We start from the raw sequence: 26,027 nt of genomic DNA, 5'->3' as shown, positions 1-26,027 counted from the left end.
AACGTTTTCCACAGGATTTAACTCGTTCTACTCCAAGAATATTTATATCAAAGCCAAACTCTTCAAATATTTCTCTTGGAAATTTTCCTTTTTCATACTCTGCAATAAAAATACTTTTAAATTCATCAGTATAAGTAATTGCTTTATTACTTACATTCTTAACATATTTATTTTTAGATAATATTTTAACTTCTTCTTTTGTAAATAGTTTATTACTCATTTGTATATTCTCCTAATGTTATTTATTCTATTATACACAAAAATACCCCATAGGTAGACTTTTTTATAATGTCTACTCTATAGGGTACATTTTAAAAATCGTTACGCAGTTTTTTAGGGTATTTTATATTAAAATCAAGTCTTTAAACATTTACTAATTACTATTTATTTAAAAATTCTTTTCCTGGTATTCCTGGTTCAGTCATTTCCATTGGATCAAGAATTTTATTTAACTGTTCTTCAGTTAATATATTTTCACTTAAAGCTATTTTTCTTACTGATTCTCCAGTTTTTATTGCCATTTTTGCTATTTTAGCTGATTCTTTGTATCCAACATGTGGGCATATAGCAGTTATGATACCTACGCTGTTTTCCACCATGTTTTTACATCTTTCTCTGTTTGCTTCGATACCATCTATGCAGTTAACGATTAATGTATCTATTGCATGAGTAAGTGTTTCTATTGATTCAAATAGATTATAGAATATAACTGGCTCAAAAGCATTTAATTCAAGTTGTCCAGCTTCTGCTGCCATGGTAATTGTCATATCATTTCCTATTACATTGAAAGCAACCTGTGATACAACCTCTGGTATAACTGGATTAACTTTTCCTGGCATAATTGAAGAACCATTCTGCTTAGCTGGAAGATTGATTTCACCAAAGCCTGTTCTTGGTCCTGATGACATAAGTCTTAAATCGTTAGACATCTTTGAAAGATTTACTGCACATGTCTTAAGTACACTTGAAACTGCAACGAATCCATCAAGGTTTTGAGTGCTATCAACTAAATCCTCTGCCTGTTTGAAATCCATGCCAGTTACTTTGTTAAGATTATTAACTATATTTTTGAAGTAAACTTCATCAGCATTTATGCCTGTTCCTATGGCAGTACCACCCATGTTGCATACAAAAAGACTGTTTTGTGCATTCTTCAATCTAGCAACATCTCTTTTTATTGCTGAACTATATGCTCTGAATTCCTGACCTAATCTAACTGGAACTGCATCCTGCATCTGAGTTCTTCCCATTTTTATAACATCGTTGAACTCTGCAGACTTCTTATCTAAAGCAACAACTAAATCCTCTGCTTTTTTAATTAAAGCAGTAAGTAATTTTATTGCTGTGATCTTTCCTGCTGTTGGTATAACATCATTGGTAGATTGACCTCTGTTTACGTGGTCATTTGGATGAACCTTGTCATAAGCTCCCTTTGCCCCACCAAGCATTTCTCCAGCTCTATTAGCTACAACTTCATTGACGTTCATGTTTGCAGAAGTTCCTGCTCCACCTTGAATTGGGTCAACGATGAACTGATCATGTAGCTGTCCTGCAATTATTTCGTCACATGCCTTTACTATGGCATCCTTTACGTCATCGGAAATTTCCTTTACTTCATTATTTGTAATTGCACAAGCTTTCTTTATTTCAGCTAAGCTGTCAATAAACTCTTTACACATCACTCTTCCAGTGATTCTAAAATTTTCACATCCTCTTAATGTTTGTACACCATAGTATGCTTCCTTTGGAACTTGTTTTTCCCCTATTGAATCACTTTCAAATCTAAAATCCATATCAATAACTCCCTCCAGATTAAATGACTGTATTTACATCATTTATTACAAAATAATTTTAAAAATGAATTATTTCCTTCATACTATCATTCTAATATACTTTACACATTAATACAAGTATCAAATAATTAATTTTTATGAATTTTACTTGCGAATTATTATGTAAAAGGTATATGCAATGTATATAAAAATAAGCATCACACCTTCAATTCGCACTAATTTCTTTACTTTGTCTCTGGAAAAAACGAATATGATCAATCCTAGCAAAATAGTTATAGATATTAAAATTAAAAGATCAACTGCCAAAACCGATGGAACTGCTATTGGAGTAATGCAAGATGACACCCCCAATATAAGAAATATGTTGAATATGTTTGAGCCGAGTACGTTTCCAAGGGCAATTTCGTTTTCGCCCTTTAACACTGCCATAATAGATGTTACCAGTTCTGGAAGAGAGGTTCCCATAGCTACTATGGTAAGTCCCACTAATTTATCGCTCATACCTAGGGATCTAGCGATATTGCTTGCAGAGTCTACCACAAACTCACCACCTACTACTATGCCTATTATACCTACAATGCCTAGCAAAATCTTTGGCATTGTCTTTATTTTTTCTATACTCTTCTTTTCTTCTTCACATATATCCATATTGTTTTTGTTTTTCTTTGTGATGTAAATAAGATAGGATATGTATAAGATACAAAGGCCTACAAGAATCATGCCGTCTAATCTGCTTATTACATTATCTTTTCCTCCAAAATACTTGTTAAAGGATAATATAAATAGTAGCACTGATGCCACTATGCACACAAGAAAATCTTTTTTTACACTGTCTTTTTTAATAAATAGGGGTGAAAATACTGCAGTGGCACCTAAAACCACTAAGGTATTGAATATATTGGAACCTATCACGTTTCCAAGGGCTATTCCATTATTTCCTTCTATGGCAGAAATCGTGCTAACAGCTAACTCTGGGGCACTTGTGCCTATAGACACTATGGTAAGCCCCACGATAACAGCAGGTATGCCAATTTTTTTTGCCACAGCGGAGGAACCGTCCACAAATAAATCTGCCCCTTTTATAAGAAAAAAGAAGCCTACAATTAATAAAATATAATCCATGAATACACCATCCTTTGTATTTTTGACGCCTATTTAAAGGCAAGCAACGTAAATAATATACCATATTTAAAATTGATTTTAAATAAATTAGATTGTTTTTTTCTCTAGCTCCTCCACCTTTTTTTGCAATTCCTCTATTTTCATTTCCATATCATTTATTATTTTTCTGTTTTCCTCGCTTAAATTCTGCTGAAAAATAGTATCATCACTTTTAGAATCCACCTTGAATCCATACCTGTACACGCTTCCATATTGACCAACTCCTGGAGTTCCAAAGTTAGGGCCATTGCTCTGTGGTGGATATGAGCTGCTTACGGAATTTGCAATTAGTATATTTTGCCCCAGTCCCTCTAAAAAATTCCCTAGTATGCTTTGTTCATTTGAAGTAAGACAATTGCTTATTTCATTTGCCAAAATCGCACATAGAAAAATTAATTCATTATAGGATAAATTAAAAAAGTCCTTCATTTTGATTCCTCCAGAATAATACTATACATTTTATATTATGTAAAAAAAAGAAAAGGAACCCTGAGTTTCCAGAATTCCTTTTAAAATTATGTATTATTTTTATAGCAATGTAGTTAATAAGAATAATAAGTGTGCCACGACTCCTGCACATAATCCACCAATGGTATGGCTTACAATTGCTCTACCGGTTAAGTGTCTAAATTTTAAACTATCCATCATAGCTACGTGTGTACTTAAGTATCCACTCCAGCACATTCCCATAGCAGTAAATACAGCGATTTCATTTCCCCCTATTAATCCCTGCTTTAAGAAGTTAGGAACAAGACTTATTGCCGCTCCTACTGCACCAAGAGATGTTATAGGGAATGCTATAGCCTCAGGACTCTTAAATCCAAGTAAAGGTTCTAAAATGAAGCTAAGCTGTTTGCCTATCCAAGGGAAAAGAGGTACACCCTCGTAAGCTGCTCCAGTGTATTTTCCACTTGCGCCAGGCCCCATAGTTAGCATCATAACAAGTGTACATATTATAATAACACCTGGTACAATTGCCACACCCATGTCAACTCCCGATTTACCGCCTTCAAGCATACTCTCTAGAATTCTTCCTGAAACACTGCCTTCTCTAACTTCTCTATAATTAATTGTATCTATGTTGCTGTCTTCTTCTTGAACAGCTGGTAATTCGGTGCCATACTCTTTCTTTGTATGGTGAATCATAAGTCTACAGCTTATAACACTTCCTACCACGGCACCTACGTTACCGATAAGTGCTGATAAGATGTAAGTTTCGCCCTTTGGCCCAGTTTGTCCAATCATGAAAGCAGTTAATATTAGTCCCATACCAAAGCTTGTACCTAGGTTTGTCAAAGCTGGAACTTGATACTTTTTAAAATATCGAAGGAAAACCTTATTGTCTGCCAACGTTATTATAGCTGGATTATCTGACAAATAAGTTGTAAGTATACCAAGTGAAGCAACACCTGGCAGATCATATAGCGGCTTCATCAAAGGTGAAAGTAATTTGTTGATAAGACTTACTACACCAAATTCTGATAATATTGATGCTGCTGCCCCTGCAATAACAGCTAATGCAGTGATTTTTAATACAGTATTAACCAACAAGTCAAATCCTGTTTCCATAAGGGTATTGAACATATTTGGCGCACCCATAATACTTCCAAGTATTATAAAAAAGCCAAAGAATACCACAGTACAGATAAAACCTTCAAGCCCTATGGCTTTTTTATAATGTTTTTCTTTTTCCATAATAAATCCCTCTCATTTTTTTATCGTTGTTTAGTTTTGTCATATATATAAAGTTTACTTTATACCAATACTACACATAGCTATTTTAGTCGCTCTTCCACCATATTCATAATTCTGCTTTTTTTGATTTCTCCTACTTTTAGTACAGATTGGCACTTATTTAAAACTTCACTCTTTAACTTATCATCTTTTATACCAGATAAGTTGATTTTTATATTGATAATGGAGCTTTCCACCGCTGCATGAAGCATGATAACAGACACAGCCGCGTCGGATATAACTCCTTTGTTTCCAAACTCAGCGGCAACAGCTATAAGATCATAAACTTTTTCGCATTCACTTATGGTCTCCAAAGGTGCTTTTATAGCCTTTTCATAGCCTTTTTCTATGGCCTCATTTCGTTTTTGCTTCTCTTCCTCTGTTTCCTTTGGCATAGAAAATACCTTAATGAACTCGCTGAAAACGTTTGCGTCGTCATTCATAAGCTTTATGAACTTATCAACATATTTTCTACATTCACTATAACAAAAATCAAATTTATCTTTGTCATCTTCTGACAACTCTCGATAAATTTTTTTGCCCACAGTGAGAGAAAATACCATACTGCTAAGAGCACTACCTAGAGAAGCGGCTAAACCAGCTATGCTTCCTCCTCCTGGTATTGGTTCATTTGAGGCTAATTTTTCTACAAAAGATTTAACGCTTAAATTTTCCATAACTTTACCCCTGTCTCCTTAATTCAAATCCCATTATATAATAATATTAAATCGGGTTTTTTTCAATATGTAAAATTATTTTTTTTATAAATATCTAAATTTATTTCATACTTATAAAATAGTATCATACTTCTACATTTTTCTACACACCTTATTATATAGTGAGAAAATTATTTTTGCAACAGTATTAGAAGAGTATTTATTCATAGTTTCTTTACAAATTTTTTCTGAAGAATAATTTTGGATGTTATTTTTCATATAAATTAAGGCATCTCTAAGCAAAATTCCGTTGTTTTTTTCTATTATTATTCCATTATAGGATTTTATAATATTGTCGGCGCCACCATTATATAATCCGATAACTGGTTTTCCGCAAAACATGGCCTCAATATAAACTACACCAAAAGTTTCATAGGGAGAGGCTAGTACGAAAGCATCACATTTGTTCATCTCTTCAGCCACTTCCTGCCTGGAAAGAGCACCTATTAAGTGGATCTGGGACTCCATATGACTATCTCTTATAAGGTTTTGCAATGTTTCTTTTTCACTTCCATCTCCACCTATTACAAGGTGCTCACTTCCACCACGAAAAGCCTCTGTAAAAGCAATTATGAGCTCTTTCATTCCCTTATTTCCCTCTAAATAACCCAAGGAAAAAAAGGAAAATTCATATTCCTTCTCCACAGGAAAAGGAATAAACAACTTATTGTTCACTATATTGGGTACCACCTCTATGTCATTTCTTTTAGTGAAATCTTCCAATTCACTTTTTAGACCATTTCCCACAGCTATAAGGATATCCGCTCCCATATAGGCATTGTATACATGTTTCTTATAGCTATTTCTTAAATGCTTTGCCTTAATTAATGATGAATGTTCTGTTATAACAAGAGGAATATTGTATTTTTTGCTTATATACAATGCAGAAATACCTGCCCACATGGAAGATTGAGCGTGAATGACATCTACCTTTCCTTGCTTTCTCACCACTTCTTTGTATAGGCTATCCATTCTCCTATTGAACAATTGAAACATCAATGGATTCTTGGGTAAAAAATTGTACCCCTTATACCTGTAGGTATTTAGTCCATCCTCTACTTGAAAGGAAAGGCCTTTTTTTTCACCAATTCGCCCCAGCTTTGTTATAGGAAATATTTCATTATAAGCTACTGTAACCTTAATGCCCTCTCTTTGAAGAGCTAAGGCTTGCTCTTTAAAAAAACTTCCGTGTACCTCATTTGATTTACTAGAGTACCACGAGGGAATAAACATTACATGCATCTGGCCGCCTCCTGCAATATTCCATTAAGTTTGTAAGTCACATTTTTCCATTCATACTCCATAATTGGCTCACTATCTCTATTATCCTGAACTTTTTTAATAACTTGATTTAGTCCCCTAAGGATATCTTCACTGTTATTGTTTACCACAGTACACTTTTCTACACCCTGTGTTACAGATTTAACAGGATCTTTTTCATCACCTAATATGACAAATATATTGTTTCTAGTGCCGTAATAATCGTATATTTTTCCTGGAATTTGGTTTGAGTTTTTGTTGCCAAGTAATATTAACACTTCACTGTGAATCATATAGGCCAGAGCTTCTTTATATGGTACTCTTTTTTTTACTGTGATTTTATCTACAGACTCAAGTTGTGATTTTATGCTCTCATCATCAATATTTCCATAAAACATTATATTTAACTTGTTGTACAAACTTATATTTTTTTTCTGCAGTTCTTTTAATGCCATTATAAAGGGTCTTACATCTCTTAATTTTGTAAAGATTTCCCCTGTGTGCACCATATTTATGCAGTTTTTCTTTACTCCTTCTGGCGGATTATCCTTTAAAATTTCCTCATATTTATTAATATCAAATCCTCGTTGAACTAAGTATGTATTTTCCTTAGGTATATTGTATAGTTTTATAAATTCATCTCTATTTCCCTCTGAAACAAAGACAAATTTGTCACCCATAGATACTACTTCTTTCTCCATTTTCTCTTCTCTTAACTTCCTAAGATTTGGCATAGAAGACCTATTGGGGTCCCTAACCCAGGGATCGCTGTAGTACTGCACCCATGGAATATCCTTAAAACATTTTTTTATCCTAAGAGCGCAAAGATGGCTAGATGGGGGTTCGTGCATGGAGAATATAACTTGAAAATTTTCTTTTGCCATTAATTTCACCATATACTCTGACGCCCTCTTAGACCAACTATAATACATATCCGGAGACACTAAAGTATTTTTCATGCTCTTTATTATTCTCTTTATCTTTTCTCTATTGCTATTTTGAATCTTATTCCCGTTTATTTTTTCAACTACACCCTGAACTTTTCTAGGCATAACCTTGTTGAAAAGCTTTCCCCCAGAAATACTGTGAACCTTGACTCTCTTATCTAGCATACTTAAAATATACTCATCAAAGTAAACCGAATCTTTTGGGAAATCCACCGTAAGCAAAGTAACACTGTTTCCCTCAATATCCACCAGGTTATTGAGATAATACAGTGTTCTTATGGATGCAGAATTGTTTATAAAGGGAGAGTAACATGCTATAAATAATATATTCACACTTATACCTCCTTATTTTTACTTATATCGCTTTACAAGATACAAAAATTTTGGAATACTAGACAACCTTCCAATTCTCTTTGGATCCACAATTGTTCTGTATAACCATTCCATGCCCATATTTATCATAAACTTAGGAGCTCTCTTCACTTTTCCACTTATACCATCAAAGCTACCTCCAACTCCCATAAACACATTGGCAGGAATAACATCCATATATTTTTTTATGAACATTTCCTGCTTTGGACAACCCAAGGCTACGAAAACAGCATAAGGTTTACATCTTATTATTTCCTCTACAATCTCTTCTGCATCCTTGTCGGAAAAATAACCATCCCTATAGCCCGCCACCAAAATTCCCGGGTGCTGATGTTTTATCTTCTCTACACAACACTGAACCACGTCCCTAGAAGCTCCAAGAAGGTATACTGGCTTTTGAAGGCGTGCAGATTTCTCAAGAACTGCCTGCATAAATTCAATACCGGCGATTTTTTCCTTCACGGGGCACTTTATCATTTTGGATGCTAAAATTGTTCCCACTCCATCAGGTATTATAAAAGCTCTATTGGATGAGAATTCTTTACTTAATATCTCATCATTAAAACCAGCATACAATACTTCAGGATTTCCCGATATTATATTTACCTTTTCGTATTTATCTATCTCATCTAAAGCTTCATTAAAGCTTCCTCTAAAAACCTTGAAGCCCAATATGTTTGCATATTTATCCATCTTTTTTCACCTTTATGTTTCTCTTTTAAAAAGCGCCATCTTTTTTTAAAACTGAAGTCACTGTTTTAAATAATATTTTTACATCATTCCAAATTGAAAAATTTATAATATAAGTAACATCATAATATACTGTTTTACCTAATTCGATTTCTCCCCGCCCACTTATTTGGGCAAGGCCAGTTATGCCAGGAGTCACCAAAAGCCTTTGTTTGTATTCCTCTGGATAATACTTAACCACCTCTGGTATTTCAGGTCTAGGCCCCACCAAGCTCATATTGCCAATTAAAACATTAAATAATTGTGGTAGCTCATCAAGGCTTGTTTTTCTAAGAAAAGCACCTGCTTTTGTTATCCTGTCATCATTTTTGTTTTGAAAAACGAAATTGCTCAAATCCTTTTCATCGATTTTCAACTGAGACTTTTTCTCTGCGTCCGGCACCATTGTTCTAAACTTATATATGGTAAAAGCTTTTCCGTCTTTTCCTATTCTCCTCTGTTTAAAAACGGCATTGCCTTTGGAATCTATTTTTATCCATAACCACAATCCAAACAATAAAGGAGATAAAATTATTATTCCTATTAATGATAATAATATATCAAAAATTCGTTTTATCATAAATTGAATTTTTTTATTGTCTATATTCTTAACTTTTTCCACCTTTGGCACTTCAAATTCCATGTTTTACTCCTTTAATATTAATGATTTTTTCTCTTATTTATTATAGCTTTACCATAGGAAAGGATCATTACCAATTCTCTATAATTCACAATAATTATCAAAACTGACAATGCTATATTTAACCATACATTGTTAATGGTTATACTAGCAAATCCAAGGGCTACCATACACAAAATATCTAGGGCATACAAGGTAACCTTGAATTTAAACCAAAGCTTTCTAGATATAATGGTTCTCATCCAAAAGAAGACTATATAGGCAAATCCTGTTGCTATAGAAGCACCAACAGCTCCAACCTTTGGAACCAAAAGTATATTGCATAGGAAGTTCACCACCACAGCAGAAATTGATACTAATATATTATACCAAGTCTTCTTGGAAAATGATATTCCAAGACAGGTTGCCTCCGAAACTGTATACATTACCGGTAGTAAAACTAAAAATGGAACTACCTTTGCCGCAGCCATATACTCTGGTGATAAAATTTTTATTATAATATCCTTAAATAACACTATGCCAGTAAACATAAAGGTCATAATGCACATGAGCATATTGCTTACTTTTATGAACTTCTCTCCCGGTACTTTATCCTCATACCATTTAAAAGCAGTAGGTGTCCAAAAAGTACAAAACGCACTTTGCACTATGGCAACTACACTGACTATTTTCATAGCAGTTGAGTATATTCCAACCTCATGAAAATTGGACCAATGCTTTATGGCCACCTTATCCATAGAATTTAAAATGGCTATGACCACAGTGGCAGGTATTAGGGGCAATCCATACTTAAACATTTCGTGAAGAAGTTTTTTGTCTAAGGCGATTTTTTGAATCCAATAATCTTTTGTAAATAAAAATTCCACAATACATATTGCAAGTAAGGTTAAAAAAGTAACAATTATAATTGATTTATATGTACTTTCAATGCACATCAAATAAGGTATAAGCACCAAAGCATAAATTAACTTATTCATAATATTAAAAAATGAGTACAATTTAGCTTTTTCCTGCATTCTGATGAGCAATAGATTAAACCTATCTATTACTGTTAAAGGAAGGGATATAGCTAGTAAAGCCATAATAAACCCATCCACTTCACCAATTATCATGACAGACATCTTTTTATAGACTATCATTCCCATGGCGCCAATTATAATTGACACAGCTAAAGGAGGTAAGGCTGCATTTATAAATAATTTTCTTTTATCTTCTTCAGAGTTAAATTGTCTTGTAAAAGCCTGATCTAAGCCTAGAAAAATAAGCATACTGCTGACACTTAACACCATGGCATAAATTGACACCTTGCCACTTTCTGCTGGTGATATAAAATAAGTTGTAAGTGATACAGTAAAAAAGTTAATTACAGCCGATAAAACAGGCCCCATTGAAAAACCTATAAACCTCTTTATAAACTGTTTTGGACTATCACTCATATAAACCCTCCTACTCCCTCATTATGCCTTTAAGCTCTCGTATATACGCAATAACTCTTCAGCCGTCTTTTTCCACGTAAATTTCTCTATTACAGTTTTTCTAGCATTGTTTCCAATAGTATCTCTTAATTCCTCATGGCTGAGCAACAATTGCAAGGTTTCTAAAAGGTCTTGACTTTCCTTGGGCTTTACAAGAAAACCATTTTCTCCATGTATTATGGCATCTTGTATACCTTGCCCTTTTATGCCTATGACAGGCTTACCTTGTAGCATTGCTTCTATGTACACAACACCAAAGCCTTCTTGGTAGCTAGGCAAAGAGAACACACTGCATTTTTTCATCCACCTTAACACCTCTTCATGGCTCAATCTTCCTAAGAAAATCACATTGTTGTAAAGATCCAGTTCCTTCACCATTTCTTCAAGTTGCTGACCTTGATTTCCACTGCCAATTATGTAATATTTTATGTTGTCATAGGTTTTTTTTAGCTCTTTAACGGCCATGATGTTGTACTTTATTCCCTTGGTTTCCACCAAATTTGACGCGCTTAGTATGTGAACATCCCTTGGAATATGTTTCAGCTTTTCTACATCTTCACCCTCATTGTTTACATCGATACCGTTAAAAACAATATGGGTCTTACTGATAAATTTTTCATCACTAATTGTATTTCTAAGCTTGCTACTCACCACAATTATCTTATCTGCTTTATTTAGAACTTCATAAACCTTCTTCTTTAAGATTTCACTTTTTTTAATGGTATACTGAAAATCCTGACCATGTACAGTTACCATAAAGGGAAGCTGTAGCTCCTTGCTCAATCTCATTCCAGCATACCCATCTGGTAGGGCTACATGGCAGTGAATAAGGTCAAATTTCTTTGTTTTATGTAGATTATGTACAAGTTTCTTTATGGCATTATAAATCCTCTCTCCAGAGGAGGCAAAGGCTATGCCCTTTGGGTACTCTATGTACCTTGGATAATGAACTTCTATTCCCTCCGCCACCTCTTTGTGGGGTATATTATCATAAGCTTTCCACTTGTTGCTTATGATATTCAATGGGAAGCCTGCCCATGGTATAGGACAAATAACAGTAATATCACAGCCCATTTTTTTTAGCTCCTGTACCTGTTTTTTTACGAATATACCAGACATTTCATTGGCAGAGGATGGATACATATGTGATATAACTAAAACCTTCATGGACAAAATTCCCCTTTCTAAGTTTCCTGTGTTTATTATTTTAGATTTTTAATTATATTTTCTAACTTTCTAGCTATGTTGTCTCTAGAGTAGTGCTCTTTTACATAGGCTCTTCCATTTAAGCCTAATTCTTTTCTAAGATTTTCATCTTTGTAGAGTTTTATAATAGCCTGAGCCATGGCTTCAGGATTTTCAGGTTCTACAACAATTCCCGCTTTAGCGTTGTTTATGAGTTTTTCTGCCTCACCCTCTGCAGAAAGAATTATTGGAAGTTCTGCTGACAATGCCTCAAACATTTTTGAAGGCAGAGCACCCTTAAATATATCAAGCTTTTTAAGGGGTATTACTGTGGCATCCATGGAAGAAATAATTCGTGGCATCTGTGGTTTAAGCTGCATAGGAAGAAACATAACATTGTTCAATTGTTTTTCCTTTACCATACTTATTAGCTTATTTTTCTCGGGGCCCTCTCCTATGAATACTATCTCAATATCCTTGTATTCTTTCACTTTATCTGCCGCCTCTATTACAGTTTCTAACCCTTGAGCTAATCCGTGTATTCCCGCATAGCAAATAGCAAATTTATTCTCTAAGCCCAACTGGCGCCTAAAATTTTCATCTCTTTTATCAGCCCTAAAAAATTCCGTATCTATCCCGTTAGTTATAAGGTGAACCTTATCCTTTGAAAAGCCTCTGTTTACAATGTTATCCACTATACCTTGAGTCTGACCTGTAACGGCATTAGCTTTTCTGTAGCAAAACTCTTCTAACCACGTTGACGCTTTTATAAGCATCTTATTGTGTAAAACATCTAGCTTCACAGCAGACTCTGGCCATAAATCGGAAACATTAAATATGAATTTTGCCTTCATCTTTTTAGCTATTTTATATCCTGACCACCCTAGAAATAAAGGTGGTGACTCCGTTATAACCACGTCAGGCTTTTCGATGTGCTTCATCCCCGTAAAAACCGATGAAAAAGTAAATGATAGGTAGTTTCTAAGCCGTTTTGTAAAGGATTTTTCCTTTGTAGTATATATGCTAGTTCTATGTATTTTGATGCCTTCCATTTCTTCTTCCATATATTTTTTATTCTTATATCCTTCAAAAATTTCTCCCCTTGGGTAGTTTGGCATGGCAGTAAGTATGCTTACATTGTGTCCAAAACTTTTAAGATGCTTTGCAAGTTCAAATATCCTATTCTGAGGAGCTCCCACTTCTGGAGGACAGTATTGAGTCAAAAATAATATATTCACTTTTATTATCACCTCTAACATTTATGTTATGCTGTCTTTTTATCTGTATGTAACTTATGAGTTTTTTTCTTGTAGCAATCCAATATGGAATAGCTCAATGCTATACCTATCCAAAATGGTGGGAAATGAATTACGGAGCTAGGGCCAAATACTAGAAAAATCATGGCTACTGCTAAAATAAATCCTGATAGATAATATCTATCTTTATTTAAATCCACTATCTTTCTCAGCCTAAATAGCTGATTTACAAAGCACAAATAAGTTATTATTGTGTACAACCCTATGAACACTCCAAAATCGCAGAGTATTTCCAGCCAAAAACAATGGACGTTGATTATGCCGTGGGTGTTATTTATTGTTTTAAGGTAATTAGGAGAATTCCCAACGCCAACGCCAAATAAGTTTTTATCTTTAAAAACTCCGTGAATTGCCACATTGTACATCAAAGTTAGTCTTACACTGTCAGAACCTTCGTTTCCAATAACTTTATTTGACGTCACAATTTCTTTTTCCAATTGTTCTTTATCTGGCTTTGCTTCACTCTGCAATTTGTCCTTTATTATTGTTCTTATTTCTGCTACCAAAGGGATTTTCGCAAACTTCCCAGTATAATAGCCCATTCTAGGGAACATAGAAAATATTACAAAGGTGCCCACAATTAGAATTCCATAAATAACAGAGTACTTTATGGTTTTGTATGCAAATTTTTTATTTCTTTTTATATTAATTATTCCAAAAACCAATAGGACAAATATACATATAAAGAAGGTGAGCAAGGCAATTCTAGCTCGTGAAAACACAATGTTTACAAGAGTCATCAATAGATTGATAAGGGAAATCAAGGTGAATTTCTTGTTTTCCTTGTAAAACAAGTCCGCTAAACTTATTATGAATGCCATAATCAAAAAGATAGCGTAATTGTTTGGGTTATAGAAAAACGTAACTGGTATTCTTAAAGCCTCCTTGTATGTCATGCCATGGTCTACAAAGTGATTTGGCAATGCAAAGTCAAAGCCCAAAATTTCCAGTATACCTATTACTAGAATTCCCGATACAAGATATGTGATAAATCTAAAGGTGTCCTTAAGTTCCTCTTCTCTTTTGTTTTCCAGAATAATCATGGCTAGCATGGTAGCCCCCACTGCATACCTAGTTATGTATTCCAAGGATGTTTTTACGTTCATTGCCCAAAGAAGGCTTAAAACCATATAAACACCAAATACGAAAAAGAAAATTCCATACATATTGAGTTTTTTTACAGAAAAAGTTTTTAAACTCATGAGAATAGATTTGTAATTATTTTTTGTATAATGTATAAAATACAATACAAAGGCAATGTTGTAGTTTATTTTATGACCTAGTATGGCAATGGCAAAATACAAACTAGATAAGTATAGAAACTTTCTGCAATTGCCCTTGCATTTGAAATATATACCAGTTATATATGCTATAGAAAACAATGCCACAAAAATGCCGTTCTTTTTTAACAATGTACAAAGTAACATGGAACTTAACAGTATTATGAAATTAATTTCTGTTTCATGTTTTTTCACTAGTATCTCCCCTTATTTTATGTATGCAACATGACCTTACACCATGTTGCATATATGTTCTGATATTTTAACGGCGGCTTTACCATCACCAAATACAGCCTTTTGCTCTTCCCGTGGAATAAAATTCACTATACCATCCACAATTTTATCTTTGTCTGTTCCAACAACTATATTCCAGCCGTTATCTACGGTTTCCACCCATTCCGTTTCGTCCCTCATTGTTATACAAGGCTTTTTCATAAAAAATGCCTCTTTCTGCACTCCACCGCTATCCGTTACGATTTTTTCAGCATTCATCTCTAAGCTGATCATTTCCAAATATCCTACGGGTTCGATTATCTTAATATTGTCAGCAAATTTAAGATTGTAGTCCTCTATGTATTTTTTAGTCCTTGGGTGCAATGGAAGAATAACTTTTTTATTGCACTCATTTAACGCAGTAATTATGTTTTCTAGCCTACTCACATCATTGGTATTTTCAGCTCTATGAATTGTAGTCAGTATATAAGGTTCATTGTAAGCATCTAGACTCTCCATAAAAGCTCTTTTTTCTTCTGCCTTTTTCTTAAAATGAAGAATTGCATCAAACATTACGTCCCCAACATTATGAACGCCCTTTTTTATTCCTTCATTAAACAAGTTATTTTCAGCTGTATTAGTTGGAACGAATAGAAGCTTTGATAGATGGTCAGTAAGTATCCTATTTTGCTCTTCAGGCATACTCATGTTGAAACTCCTCAAACCAGCTTCAATATGGGCTACAGGTATAAGCAGCTTGCTAGCACACAATGCCCCAGCCAATGTAGAATTTGTATCACCATAGACTAAAACTGCATCTGGTTTTTCCTTTAAATATATTTTTTCTAATTCTATCAGCATTTTTCCTGTTTGTTCTCCATGTCCACCAGAACCTATGGCCAGATTGTAGTCGGGTTTTGGAATGCCAAGCTCTTCAAAAAAAATATGTGACATATTCTCATCGTAGTGCTGACCCGTGTGAACAAGTATCTCTTCATGTTTTTCTCTTATAACATTGGAAACTGCCGCAGCCTTTATAAACTGAGGCCTAGCACCTATTACGGTTAATATTTTCATATAAATATATTCCTCCTTTAACACAGTATCATTATTGTAAATTTCTTGATTTTCGTTTTTTATTATGGATAGCCATTGCTAAACTCCACCTGAAACTAAGAATCCTTTTTATAAACACTGCAAATAGAATACATTATTCCAATAGAAATAATAAAAGGAGTAAAGCTTATAACAAAGCTAGGTCCAAATACAAGAAATACGTTTGCAACAGTGAGGGTTATGCCACTTAAATATAGATCATCCCTCATAAGATGGACTTTCTTCCGCAATTTAAAATAGTCTATAAATAACATGACGTATATGTACACTGTGTATAAAAATATAGGTATTCCAAATTCACACAGTATCTCAAACCACAGCGAATGGATATTAAGTATACCGTGAGTATTGCCCACTGATTTTATGTAGTTTACTGAGTTCCCTACGCCAACACCAAAATAATTTTTATCCTTTACGATGCCTTGAACCACCACATCATGAATAAGAGTTAACCTTATGCTGTCAGAGCCTTCTTGACCGATGACAGGATTCTTTTCTATTTCTTTGTACTCATCTTCAGTGGAGGAGCTACCCATCAACTTGCTTATTTCAGCCACTACAGGAATTTTGGCAAACTTACCAGTATAATAAGACATGTTGGGGAAAATAGAAATACAAATAAATATAAAACATATTAAAGTTATGTGTTTTATTGCAAATGTAACGCCCTTTTTGGCAAATTCTTTGCTTCTTCTCAAATTTATCAGAGAAAATACCGCTACAAAGGAAAGTGCCAGTATGCAAGATATGAAGGCTACCCTTGACCTAGAAAAGATTATGTTTATTATGATCAAAATCACATTAATCAAATTAATTATTTTCATGGCACCGGTTTTTTTATAAAATACTTGCCTAAAAGACATAATAAGGGCAATTACTAAAAAAACTGCATAGTTGTTTGAGTTATAGAAAAAGGTTACTGGAATCATTCTAGCCAGTTTGTATACTATATTTTTATCTTCAAAGTGGTTTGGCAAGCCAAAATCATAGCCGGTAATTTCAATTAGGCCAATTAGCAAAACACCTAAAACCACATAACTAGCCATATCAAAGGTTTCACTTAGCTCCTTCTTGGTCCTATTTTCAAAGATTATCATTAATATCATGGAAATGCTTATAGCATATTTTATTAAATAATCCACCGCAGAATGTTTATCCATGCTCCAAAGAACACTAAGCACCATATAGCAGCAGAATACTATAAGAAAAATACCATATTTATTTAGGTTTATCTTAGGTTTAATGGCTTTATGTTCTTTTATAATATTCCACTGTTCTTTTAGGAAAAGTATAGCGTATAATACAAAGGCTACATAGTAATTCTTTCTGTGTCCAAAGGAAAAAATGGCAAAGAACAAGCTGGTAAAATACATTAATTTTCTGCTGTTGTCTTTAAACTTAATGTATATAATCACTACATAAAGCAAGGAAAAAGCATAAATAATTGGCATATCTCTTTTCATAGCATAGCTTACAACGAGAGCAAGGATTGTTATAATCAAGCATATTATAGAATCTTTATTTTTCAATGGTTTGTACCTCATTCTAAATTTATTTGTCTAGTTCATCGTAAAGTTGGAACAATTTTCTCTCGCAGATACCCCAGTTGTACTCCAACTCTACAGCCTTTGCCCCATTCTCGCCGTATCTCTTTACTAATTCCCTATCCTTAGCTAATTCTTCTATACACATAGCGATTTTTTCTGGATCCTCTGGGTCAATTACCTGTCCGCACTTGTATTTATCCACAATTTTTCTCATCATAGGAAAATCACTGGCCAGAACAGCTGTTCCACTCATCATATACTCAAAGATTTTTACCGGCTCGGAGTTGATGTATCTCCAATTGCTAGGTTGAAGCAACACAAATCCCACATCAGCTTTCTTTAAATAATCATACACCTCAATGTGAGGTATTCTCCCTGTAAAAACAATTTTTTTATCACTTAAATTTTGACTAACATAAGTCTTTACCTTATCTTCTAAAGCTTCAGTCTCAAAGGGACCGATAAAATAGTAAGAACAATTATTATTTTTTACAAGTTTTATCCCTTCAAGAACCTTTAAAATTCCCCTATCCTCTCGAAGTCCACCTACATATATGAAATTTGTGCTATCAGGGCATAAGGTTTTTTCAAGTGAAAGATCTAACACCGGATAGTTTGGAATCAGGGCCACGTTTTTATTGTATGCCTTGAATTTATCCACTAGAATTTGATTTACACTAATTATATAGTCAGCTTTTTTTCCAATACTTTTTTCATAGGAGTATAAAAGTTTTTCTATTAAACCCCTACCAACTGAAAAGTGCTCTGCAAATCCTTCTGGATGATATTCGTGGGAATCGTATATTATTTTGCAGTTCAATTTCTTTTTTAATTTTACAGCCACTTGAAAGGAATCTGGCTCATGGGCATGGTATACATCAGCATTTATCTCCATGGCCAAGTCATAGATTTTTTTCATAGGTTCAAACCTATTGTACCAAGATTTTCTTTTAGGAAATACCTTGACTTTTATATTATCTTCTGTGGTAAAATCCTTTTCACCAGGAGCTATAATGTATATCTCATCATATTTTTTCTTCAGCGACAAAATTTCTTTGTAATAAATTCTATTATCAAATATCTGATGTCCTGATGTTAACATACAAATTTTCATGGTTTAACACCTCAAAGTTAATTCTATTGATTTTTCAGCAGTTGATCCTCGGGCACATCTCTCACTTCTTTAGCTGGACTCCCAAGGCATATCTTGCCTTTGCCAACATCCTTAGTTACAAGGCTACCAGCTGCCACAAAGCCATCCTCATTTATTGTCTTACCAGGCAAAATAACCGCTCCTACCCCAATTCTTCCACCTTTTTTTACAGTTACACCTTTAAACTTTCCAAATCTCTCTTTTGAACGAGCAGCGTAATTGTCATTTGATGTGGCAACACAAGGAGCAATAAACACGTAATCCTCCACAGTGGAGTATGCCGTAAGGTACACATTAGTTTGAATCTTACAGTTAGAACCCACTGTGCAAAAATTTTCTATGGTGGCTCCCTTGCCGATAATAGTTTTTTCACCTATTATCACATTTTCTCTTACCACTGCAAGGTCTGCAATTAGAACGCTTTCTTTTATGTGTGACCCTGCGTAGACAATGGCCCCCGCTCCTATCATAGATTTACTTTCTATAACGCAAGGGGGCAACTTCTCCTCGTCCTTAAATATACTGTTGGCAGCTCTCATAGGTTCTTTTCCCAACACAGCGTTGTCATCCATGCGCACATTGTCACCTATTACACTGCCCTCGTGAATTACCACATTGTTGCCAATGACACAGTTGTCTCCCAAAGTGCAATGGTCCTCAATCACCACAAATTTGCCCAATATAACGTTTTTCCCTAAACTAGCACTTTCAGATATATAATTATATTCCATATCTCTACCTCTTATTTATAATCTTTTATCCTTTTCATATCAGTCATATCTGTGCTTGCAAAATCTTCAATTGGAAACTTCACTGGCATGCCTGTTTTTCTAGATTTGTATGCTGCAAGAATTATCTCCATACCTTTTTTGCCTTGTTCTCCATTTATAAGAGGCTCCCTATTTAAGTTAATAGCATCTATCATGTCTTTAAATAATGGAGTGTGTCCAAAGCCATAAACAGAGTCTGGATCATCCTCTTGAGCTTTCAATATTTCTAATTCCTCATTTTCTTTAGAATCTTCAAATCTCCATGTTTCCACCTTGTTAACTGCTAGGCCACCTATGCACACAGTTCCTTTTTCACCGAATATGCTTAGTGTTTCCTCTAGATTTTTAGGATATACACAGGCACTACCCTCTACAATGCCAATAGCGCCATTTTTAAACCTAATGATTATAGCCCCAAAATCCTCTGCTTCAATTTCTCTTAAAAAAGTATCACATTGAGCGTACACCGTATCCACTTCTCCACCCATCATCCACTGAAGAAGATCTATATTGTGTATGCACTGATTCATAAGCGTTCCACCATCTTGAGCCCAAGTTCCTCTCCAAGGTGCCTGCTCATAGTATGGCATGCTCCTGTTCCAAAGTATTCTCGCTGTTCCGTTAACTAATCTTCCAAACCTATTTTCTTCTATAGTTTTCCTCAATTCCTGAACAGGCTTGTTAAATCTATTTTGATGGCTTACACAAAGCTTTACATTGTTTTCTTTAGCGCATTTTATCATGGCTTCTGCATCATTTACAGATAAAGCCATAGGCTTCTCCACAATTACATTTATTTTCTCCCTCATGCAATCCATAGCTATCTCTGCATGATAACCACTTTCAGTGGCAATGGTAACTACGTCAATATCTTCTGTCTTAATCATTTCTTTGTAATCTGTGTACACCTTAACTTCATAGCCATGGCCCATTTTTTCTGCATAGCTGTTCGCCTTTTCCTCAGCTTTTTCACCTATGACATCGCAAACTGCAACTAGAGTGGCTTCCTCTTTATTGCAAATCAACGCCTCCACGTGCTTATATGATATTCTTCCACAACCTATAATCGCAAATCTCAACATTTGAATTTTCCCTTTCATTTTAAAATTAGAAAGAATATCAACCTTTTGTGAGTTGATATTCTTTGCTGTAGAATATACTACATCTTCCACATTAAAGTTTATTAATTTTTTCTCTGTTGTTTACAACATCCTTAGTGGCATTTCTTGTATCGTAAAGCAGCTTTGATTTTTCTACTATATATTCGTATTCATAATTACTGTGATTTGTTGTAATTATAACTATATCAGCTTCCTCAATGGCTTTTTTATAATCAACTGAAGTGTATACTTTTCCATTGTGCTTGAATGTTGGTATATAAGGATCGTTTACAACCACATCAGCACCAGCCTTTTCAAGGTTTTCTATAACCTTTAGAGCAGGTGATTCTCTCATGTCATCTATATCATTTTTATATGCAACTCCAAGTAAGGCAACCTTCGCACCATTCAAAGATTTCTTGTGCTTATTTAGAAGTTTCATTGCATTGTCTACAACGAATTCAGGCATAGAATCATTTATTTCTCCTGCAGTTTCAATAAGTCTTGTGTGATAATCATATTCTCTAGCCTTGTATGTCAAATAAAATGGATCTAATGGTATACAGTGTCCACCTAAACCTGGGCCTGGGTAAAATGGCATAAACCCATAAGGTTTTGTCTTAGCTGCTTCAATAACTTCCCATATATCTATACCCATCTTTTTGCAAAGTATGGCCATTTCATTTACAAGACCTATGTTTATATGTCTAAAAGTATTTTCTAAAATTTTTTCCATTTCAGCCACTGCTGGAGATGAAACAGAGAACACCTCTCCCTGCAATACTGACTTATACAAAGCTGCTGCAACCTCTGTACATTCTGGTGTGCATCCACCTACAACCTTTGGTGTATTCTTTGTTTTAAACTGCTTATTGCCTGGGTCAACTCTTTCTGGTGAGAAGGCTAAGAAGAAATCTTCTCCACACTTAAGTCCACTTTCTTCAAGAATAGGTTTAACAATCTCTTCTGTAGTTCCTGGATATGTAGTGCTCTCAAGAACGATAAGCATACCACTGTGAATGTATTTTGCCACATCTGTGGTTGACTTTACAACATAAGATACATCTGGCTGCTTAAACTTATCTAAAGGTGTTGGAACTGCTATGGCAATAGCATCTACATCCTTTACAAAAGAGAAATCAGTTGTTGCCCTTAATTTTCCTTCGCTGACAAGTTTGCTAAGATCTGAATCTACTATGTCGCCTATATAGTTTTTACCTTCATTTACCATGTTAACCTTTGTGTCTTGAACATCAAAACCAATTACATCGAAACCAGCTTTTGCTTTTTCCACTGCTAAAGGCAATCCAACATAACCAAGTCCCACCACTCCAAGTTTAGCAGTCCTATTATTTATTTTATCCATTAATGTTTCTCTTAATTTTGACATTATTACTCCTCCTAGAATATTACGTTAGTGTAATATAAATTATTTAAATATATATTTATTTAAATTAATCTTTTCTCTTATATGTTGGAACTTTTTCTTCCATCATGGTTTTTATTTCATCTGCTCCGTATTGAGCAACTTTAGCAAAATCCTTTATGGACTTTTCCACAAACTCCATACTGTACTCCATGGGTTTTTCTATAAATATTTTTTCGTGTTTAGTAGAGTCTAAATCTGCAATATTCATAAGAAGTTCCTCGTATAACTTTTCACCAGGTCTGAGCCCCGTAAACACAATTTTTATTTCCTTGTCAGGCTCAAAGCCAGAAAGTCTTATTAAATCTTTTGCAAGATCTAACATCTTAACTGGTTTTCCCATGTCTAAAACAAATATTTCTCCTCCATTTGCCATGGCACCTGCTTGAATAACCAGCTGTGCAGCCTCTGGAATAGTCATGAAAAATCTATTAATTTCTGGATGTGTTACTGTAACAGGCCCACCGTAAGATATTTGTCTTTTAAAAAGTGGAATTACAGAGCCATTGCTGCCCAACACATTTCCAAATCGTACAGCCACATATTCCGTTTTGCTTACTTTATCAAAGGCCTGCACCATGATTTCACAGAATCTCTTTGTGGCACCCATTATGTTGGTAGGGTTTACAGCTTTGTCAGTACTAATCTGAACAAATCGCCTTACTTTAAATTCATCACAGCACTTTAAAACATTGTAAGTACCTATAATATTGTTCTTTATTGCCTCTGATGGATTGTTTTCCATTAGTGGCACGTGCTTATGAGCTGCTGCGTGAAAAACCACGTATGGTTTATGCTTTTTAAACACTTCATCCAATTTTGCTTTGTCTCTTATGGAAGCTATTATAACGCTCTTATCTTGTTTTGGATAAGCATGATTTAGTTCCATCTGAATATCGTATATATTGTTTTCATATATATCGAGAAGTACCAATTTCTTTGGTTTAAACTTCACAATCTGCCTGCACAGTTCTGAACCTATAGAACCTCCAGCACCGGTGACTAAAACCACCTGATCCTTTAAATATTCATTTATATTTGTGTCGTCTAGCTGAATTTCCTCTCTTCCAAGTAAATCATCAATGCTTACATCTCTCAACTTGCTCATGTTGAAATTTTCATCAATAACCTCATCCATACTAGGAAAAGTTTTTAACTTACACTTACTTTCTTTGCATATGCTCATTATCTCTGTTTTTGTGTTGTTTTTTACAGATGGCATGGCAAATATAATTTCGTCAACGGATTCTTCTTTTATAACATTTAAGATTTTATTTCGTCCACCTAATATAGGGATGTTGTTAATTCTTTTACCTATTTTGTATTCATCATCATCTATCAGCCCAACCACATTGTAATTTAGCCCTGGATTTCTCTGTACTTCTTTTACAATAAGGGCAGCTGCGTCTCCTGCTCCAATTACCAACAAATTCTTTTTTGGTTCCTTGCATTGATTTTGACATCTCTTTTCCTGAAGTATTCTAAACAAAAGTCTAGTTCCACCAAGGCATACAACTGATAAGAGCCAAAATATAATATGTACTGTGAATGGGAATCTGTAATAAGTACTTTTCAGCAATTTAAAGTTTATAAAATAACTGTAAACAATGAACACCAGGTTGGATAAGGATACAGAATAAATTATAGATAAAACTTCCTGGATAGAAGCGTATTTCCATAAACTATCATACAAATTAAATACCTTATTGAAAAACAGTGTAATAAGGGTTACGGGTATTATGGATAAATTTAAAAATCTTACGTACTCTTTAAATGCCGTTGAAAAGCCGAAATCAAATCTGATAAGCAATGATAAATACAACGAAGCAATAATAAGGATCACATCGATTATTATTAGCTTTTTATCTCTTTTCATCTCTTCACTTCCTTGTTAGTATAAAACCTACATATATTTTTATCACAAAATACGCAATTAATCAACTATATGTATTTCATAATTTTCCCTTACTTTACTTCATTGTATAATGATGAGAATTGTTCTTTGTCTTTGATGGTCTTAAGGTACTCCATAAATTCGTATTTTAAGTCATCTCTACCTAAGGCAAACTCAACAGTAGCTTGCAAAAATCCCATCTTATCTCCCACATCATATCTTCTTCCTTGGAAATTGCACGCATATACTTCTTGCATCTTTAGAAGTTCTTGTAGTGCATCTGTAAGCTGTATTTCATTATTTTTTCCTGGAAGGGTATTTGAGAGAATCTCAAAAATCTCCGGTGTTATTATGTACCTACCCAATATAGCCACATTTGAAGGGGCTTCTTCCGGACACGGTTTTTCCACCATATTTTCAACCTTATATACCCTATTTTCTATCTTTTCACCTTTAATTATTCCATATTTCGATACATTTTCGTGAGAAACTTCTTGAACTCCTAATATTGTTCTATTGTATTTCTCGTAGCAGTCCATAAGTTGCCTTAAACAAGGCTTTTCACTTTTAATTACGTCATCACCTAACATTACTGCAAAAGGCTCATCTCCAACAAAAATCCTAGCACAATTTATGGCGTGACCTAGGCCCTTTGGCTCCTTCTGCCTTATGTAGTGAATGTCTACCATATTGGATATATTGCGAACTATCTCTAATAAATCATCCTTCCCACTGGCTTGCAATTGTGCTTCTAATTCAAAGGATTTATCAAAGTGATCCTCTATGGAGTTTTTATTTCTCCCTGTTATGATTAGAATTTGTTCAATACCAGATTGAACAGCTTCTTCGATGATATACTGGATTGTTGGTTTATCTACTATTGGTAGCATTTCCTTTGGCTGTGCCTTTGTCGCCGGTAAAAATCTAGTTCCTAAACCTGCCGCAGGTATTATGGCCTTTTTTATTTTCATATTTACTCCTCCCAAAATTAAAAGCTATTTTCATTCTTTAGATAGTCTTCCAATTCTAAAACGATCTCATCCTGAGGGGAAATCTTTTTTGCCTCCTCAAGAAATTTTGATGCATTTTCATAGTCTTTAATATTTAAATAACACATAACCACATTGGTGCATATTTCCACAGTTCTTGATTCTCTAAAAGCTCTTTCAAAATACTTAGCAGCTTTTTCAAACTCTCCAATGCTAGCATAATTTATGCCGTATTCGTTTATTACCTCTATAAGCGCCTCATCCCTAGTATAAGCTTCATTTAGATAATATATTGCCTTGGCATAGTTCTCCATAGCCCTGTACGCCACTGCAATGTAGTAATATATATTGGCACTATCTTCAAACTCATCTACTAAAGGGATCAACAATTTAAGGGCTTCCTCAGGGTTTTCTGTGCATAGCTCTTTTCCCTTATTGTATGTATTGATGTTTTCCAACTCTTTTTTAAATTTACTTACTCCTTGGTTTTCCTCTCCACCTAGCTCAAAGTATCTGTATAAAACCGCAGTAGCCTTTTCAAACTCTCCCTTGTCCCGGCAAACTAAGCTCTCATACAAATAAGGTGTGGCGTAGTTAGGTATCTTTTTTCCTTCGTCTATGACATAAAGTTCTTCCTCTTCATACTCTTCGTATTTTTCCCTTAATCTTTCTAAAAGCACAAGAAGCCTATCATACACCTCTGTACTAGGCTCTATCCTTGAAAGACCCTTTGTAAGAATATAGGCATCTTCTATTTCTTCATCCTTTACTTTATGATAAATTACATTTTTTATAAAAGGCACACTGTGATCTGTACTTTCAATGAATTCCTTATACATTTCATTAAACCTAAAATCTTTGTCAGCTCCTAAAACGAAGAACATGCCTTCAATAAAAAACGACATTGGGATATCTTTTATATTTTCACCGTTTTTTACTCTAGACGTTATTGATGATGATTTTACTGGAACATAAATATTTTCTTTTACCACATAATTTCCTATTTGCCTATCCTTCTTTAGTTCCAAAAATAACATTTTTGACAACTTATCATTTAGTCTGTTTCTAATATCCATATTATTCCTCACATATTACAAATTGTTTAATTACAATACATTAATATAATACCATAAAAAATTGAAAATTTCACCGTATAACAATTAAAAAATGTGACAAAGATATTATATAGTGCTTTCTTCTTGTAATAATAG

At 34.3% G+C, this 26,027-nt stretch carries 23 protein-coding genes; all 23 read right to left on the bottom strand.

All coding sequences use genetic code 11. The features are described 5' to 3' along the window. A partial coding sequence (locus BUA73_RS10430; protein WP_341465313.1) for an HTH domain-containing protein occupies positions 1 to 220 on the bottom strand: 220 nt, incomplete at its 3' end. A 160-nt stretch (positions 221 to 380) separates the two neighbouring features. Then, complete coding sequence (locus tag BUA73_RS10425) at positions 381 to 1,793, bottom strand: aspartate ammonia-lyase (RefSeq protein WP_084672224.1); 1,413 nt, start codon at positions 1,791 to 1,793, stop codon at positions 381 to 383. A 144-nt stretch (positions 1,794 to 1,937) separates the two neighbouring features. Then, positions 1,938 to 2,915 (bottom strand): calcium/sodium antiporter, encoded by a 978-nt coding sequence (locus BUA73_RS10420; RefSeq protein ID WP_072904069.1) that lies wholly within the window; start codon positions 2,913 to 2,915, stop codon positions 1,938 to 1,940. Positions 2,916 to 3,002: 87 nt separating this feature from the next. Further along, positions 3,003 to 3,383 carry a hypothetical protein gene (locus BUA73_RS10415; protein ID WP_072904068.1) on the bottom strand — a complete coding sequence of 127 codons (381 nt, stop codon included), beginning with the start codon at positions 3,381 to 3,383 and terminating at the stop codon, positions 3,003 to 3,005. Between the two features lie 99 nt (positions 3,384 to 3,482). Next, positions 3,483 to 4,649 (bottom strand): CD0519/CD1768 family membrane protein, encoded by a 1,167-nt coding sequence (locus BUA73_RS10410; RefSeq protein WP_072904067.1) that lies wholly within the window; start codon positions 4,647 to 4,649, stop codon positions 3,483 to 3,485. 80 nt (positions 4,650 to 4,729) lie between these two features. Then, the gene (locus BUA73_RS10405) at positions 4,730 to 5,365 is read right to left on the bottom strand and encodes a cyclodeaminase/cyclohydrolase family protein (RefSeq protein WP_072904066.1); all 636 of its coding nucleotides are present in this window, start codon (positions 5,363 to 5,365) and stop codon (positions 4,730 to 4,732) included. 132 nt (positions 5,366 to 5,497) lie between these two features. After that, the gene (locus BUA73_RS10400; RefSeq protein WP_072904065.1) at positions 5,498 to 6,646 is read right to left on the bottom strand and encodes a glycosyltransferase; all 1,149 of its coding nucleotides are present in this window, start codon (positions 6,644 to 6,646) and stop codon (positions 5,498 to 5,500) included. Next, positions 6,637 to 7,944, bottom strand: coding sequence for a glycosyltransferase (locus BUA73_RS10395; RefSeq protein WP_072904064.1), 1,308 nt, complete (start codon positions 7,942 to 7,944; stop codon positions 6,637 to 6,639). The genes BUA73_RS10400 and BUA73_RS10395 overlap by 10 nt, the downstream gene beginning before the upstream one ends. 18 nt (positions 7,945 to 7,962) lie before the next feature. Continuing rightward, a complete protein-coding gene (locus BUA73_RS10390) occupies positions 7,963 to 8,676 on the bottom strand; it encodes a WecB/TagA/CpsF family glycosyltransferase (RefSeq protein ID WP_072904063.1) in 714 nt (237 codons plus the stop codon). A 25-nt stretch (positions 8,677 to 8,701) separates the two neighbouring features. After that, positions 8,702 to 9,355 (bottom strand): sugar transferase, encoded by a 654-nt coding sequence (locus tag BUA73_RS10385; protein WP_072904062.1) that lies wholly within the window; start codon positions 9,353 to 9,355, stop codon positions 8,702 to 8,704. 17 nt (positions 9,356 to 9,372) lie between these two features. After that, positions 9,373 to 10,788 (bottom strand): oligosaccharide flippase family protein, encoded by a 1,416-nt coding sequence (locus BUA73_RS10380; protein WP_072904061.1) that lies wholly within the window; start codon positions 10,786 to 10,788, stop codon positions 9,373 to 9,375. A gap of 21 nt (positions 10,789 to 10,809) precedes the next feature. Beyond that, a complete protein-coding gene (locus BUA73_RS10375; RefSeq protein ID WP_072904060.1) occupies positions 10,810 to 11,994 on the bottom strand; it encodes a glycosyltransferase in 1,185 nt (394 codons plus the stop codon). A 35-nt stretch (positions 11,995 to 12,029) separates the two neighbouring features. Beyond that, the gene (locus tag BUA73_RS10370; RefSeq protein WP_072904059.1) at positions 12,030 to 13,250 is read right to left on the bottom strand and encodes a glycosyltransferase family 4 protein; all 1,221 of its coding nucleotides are present in this window, start codon (positions 13,248 to 13,250) and stop codon (positions 12,030 to 12,032) included. A gap of 26 nt (positions 13,251 to 13,276) precedes the next feature. After that, positions 13,277 to 14,803, bottom strand: coding sequence for an O-antigen ligase family protein (locus tag BUA73_RS10365; protein ID WP_072904058.1), 1,527 nt, complete (start codon positions 14,801 to 14,803; stop codon positions 13,277 to 13,279). A 36-nt stretch (positions 14,804 to 14,839) separates the two neighbouring features. Next, a complete protein-coding gene (gene wecB, locus BUA73_RS10360) occupies positions 14,840 to 15,898 on the bottom strand; it encodes a non-hydrolyzing UDP-N-acetylglucosamine 2-epimerase (RefSeq protein WP_072904057.1) in 1,059 nt (352 codons plus the stop codon). 95 nt (positions 15,899 to 15,993) lie between these two features. Further along, a complete protein-coding gene (locus tag BUA73_RS10355) occupies positions 15,994 to 17,466 on the bottom strand; it encodes an O-antigen ligase family protein (RefSeq protein ID WP_072904056.1) in 1,473 nt (490 codons plus the stop codon). A 22-nt stretch (positions 17,467 to 17,488) separates the two neighbouring features. Beyond that, positions 17,489 to 18,598, bottom strand: a complete 1,110-nt coding sequence (locus tag BUA73_RS10350) for a glycosyltransferase family 4 protein (protein ID WP_072904055.1) — start codon at positions 18,596 to 18,598, stop codon at positions 17,489 to 17,491. A 23-nt stretch (positions 18,599 to 18,621) separates the two neighbouring features. After that, positions 18,622 to 19,368 carry an N-acetyltransferase gene (locus BUA73_RS10345; protein WP_072904054.1) on the bottom strand — a complete coding sequence of 249 codons (747 nt, stop codon included), beginning with the start codon at positions 19,366 to 19,368 and terminating at the stop codon, positions 18,622 to 18,624. Positions 19,369 to 19,379: 11 nt separating this feature from the next. Further along, positions 19,380 to 20,495, bottom strand: a complete 1,116-nt coding sequence (locus tag BUA73_RS10340) for a Gfo/Idh/MocA family protein (protein ID WP_072904071.1) — start codon at positions 20,493 to 20,495, stop codon at positions 19,380 to 19,382. 85 nt (positions 20,496 to 20,580) lie between these two features. After that, complete coding sequence (locus tag BUA73_RS10335; protein ID WP_072904053.1) at positions 20,581 to 21,897, bottom strand: nucleotide sugar dehydrogenase; 1,317 nt, start codon at positions 21,895 to 21,897, stop codon at positions 20,581 to 20,583. A 64-nt stretch (positions 21,898 to 21,961) separates the two neighbouring features. Then, complete coding sequence (locus tag BUA73_RS10330) at positions 21,962 to 23,809, bottom strand: polysaccharide biosynthesis protein (RefSeq protein WP_072904052.1); 1,848 nt, start codon at positions 23,807 to 23,809, stop codon at positions 21,962 to 21,964. 89 nt (positions 23,810 to 23,898) lie between these two features. Next, entirely contained in the window at positions 23,899 to 24,798 is a 900-nt protein-coding gene (galU, locus tag BUA73_RS10325; protein WP_072904051.1) for a UTP--glucose-1-phosphate uridylyltransferase GalU, read from the bottom strand. 17 nt (positions 24,799 to 24,815) lie between these two features. Continuing rightward, the gene (locus BUA73_RS10320) at positions 24,816 to 25,892 is read right to left on the bottom strand and encodes a tetratricopeptide repeat protein (protein ID WP_072904050.1); all 1,077 of its coding nucleotides are present in this window, start codon (positions 25,890 to 25,892) and stop codon (positions 24,816 to 24,818) included. Positions 25,893 to 26,027 lie beyond the last annotated feature (135 nt).

This window comes from Hathewaya proteolytica DSM 3090 (genome assembly GCF_900142225.1).
Lineage (GTDB): Bacteria > Bacillota > Clostridia > Clostridiales > Clostridiaceae > Hathewaya > Hathewaya proteolytica.
The sequence above is the reverse complement of the archived record's forward strand: the minus strand, read 5'-3'. Positions and strand labels throughout refer to the sequence as shown.

Bases quoted from the DNA above. Each gene is read 5' to 3' on its own strand.
- BUA73_RS10385 (WP_072904062.1), bottom strand. From the start codon at position 9,355: ATGGAATTTGAAGTGCCAAAGGTGGAAAAAGTTAAGAATATAGACAAT.
- BUA73_RS10390 (WP_072904063.1), bottom strand. From the start codon at position 8,676: ATGGATAAATATGCAAACATATTGGGCTTCAAGGTTTTTAGAGGAAGC.
- BUA73_RS10380 (WP_072904061.1), bottom strand. From the start codon at position 10,788: ATGAGTGATAGTCCAAAACAGTTTATAAAGAGGTTTATAGGTTTTTCA.
- BUA73_RS10400 (WP_072904065.1), bottom strand. From the start codon at position 6,646: ATGCATGTAATGTTTATTCCCTCGTGGTACTCTAGTAAATCAAATGAG.
- BUA73_RS10335 (WP_072904053.1), bottom strand. From the start codon at position 21,897: ATGTCAAAATTAAGAGAAACATTAATGGATAAAATAAATAATAGGACT.
- BUA73_RS10320 (WP_072904050.1), bottom strand. From the start codon at position 25,892: ATGGATATTAGAAACAGACTAAATGATAAGTTGTCAAAAATGTTATTT.
- BUA73_RS10350 (WP_072904055.1), bottom strand. From the start codon at position 18,598: ATGAAAATTTGTATGTTAACATCAGGACATCAGATATTTGATAATAGA.
- BUA73_RS10410 (WP_072904067.1), bottom strand. From the start codon at position 4,649: ATGGAAAAAGAAAAACATTATAAAAAAGCCATAGGGCTTGAAGGTTTT.
- BUA73_RS10415 (WP_072904068.1), bottom strand. From the start codon at position 3,383: ATGAAGGACTTTTTTAATTTATCCTATAATGAATTAATTTTTCTATGT.
- BUA73_RS10405 (WP_072904066.1), bottom strand. From the start codon at position 5,365: ATGGAAAATTTAAGCGTTAAATCTTTTGTAGAAAAATTAGCCTCAAAT.
- BUA73_RS10345 (WP_072904054.1), bottom strand. From the start codon at position 19,368: ATGGAATATAATTATATATCTGAAAGTGCTAGTTTAGGGAAAAACGTT.
- BUA73_RS10425 (WP_084672224.1), bottom strand. From the start codon at position 1,793: ATGGATTTTAGATTTGAAAGTGATTCAATAGGGGAAAAACAAGTTCCA.
- galU (WP_072904051.1), bottom strand. From the start codon at position 24,798: ATGAAAATAAAAAAGGCCATAATACCTGCGGCAGGTTTAGGAACTAGA.
- wecB (WP_072904057.1), bottom strand. From the start codon at position 15,898: ATGAAAATATTAACCGTAATAGGTGCTAGGCCTCAGTTTATAAAGGCT.
- BUA73_RS10330 (WP_072904052.1), bottom strand. From the start codon at position 23,809: ATGAAAAGAGATAAAAAGCTAATAATAATCGATGTGATCCTTATTATT.
- BUA73_RS10420 (WP_072904069.1), bottom strand. From the start codon at position 2,915: ATGGATTATATTTTATTAATTGTAGGCTTCTTTTTTCTTATAAAAGGG.
- BUA73_RS10375 (WP_072904060.1), bottom strand. From the start codon at position 11,994: ATGAAGGTTTTAGTTATATCACATATGTATCCATCCTCTGCCAATGAA.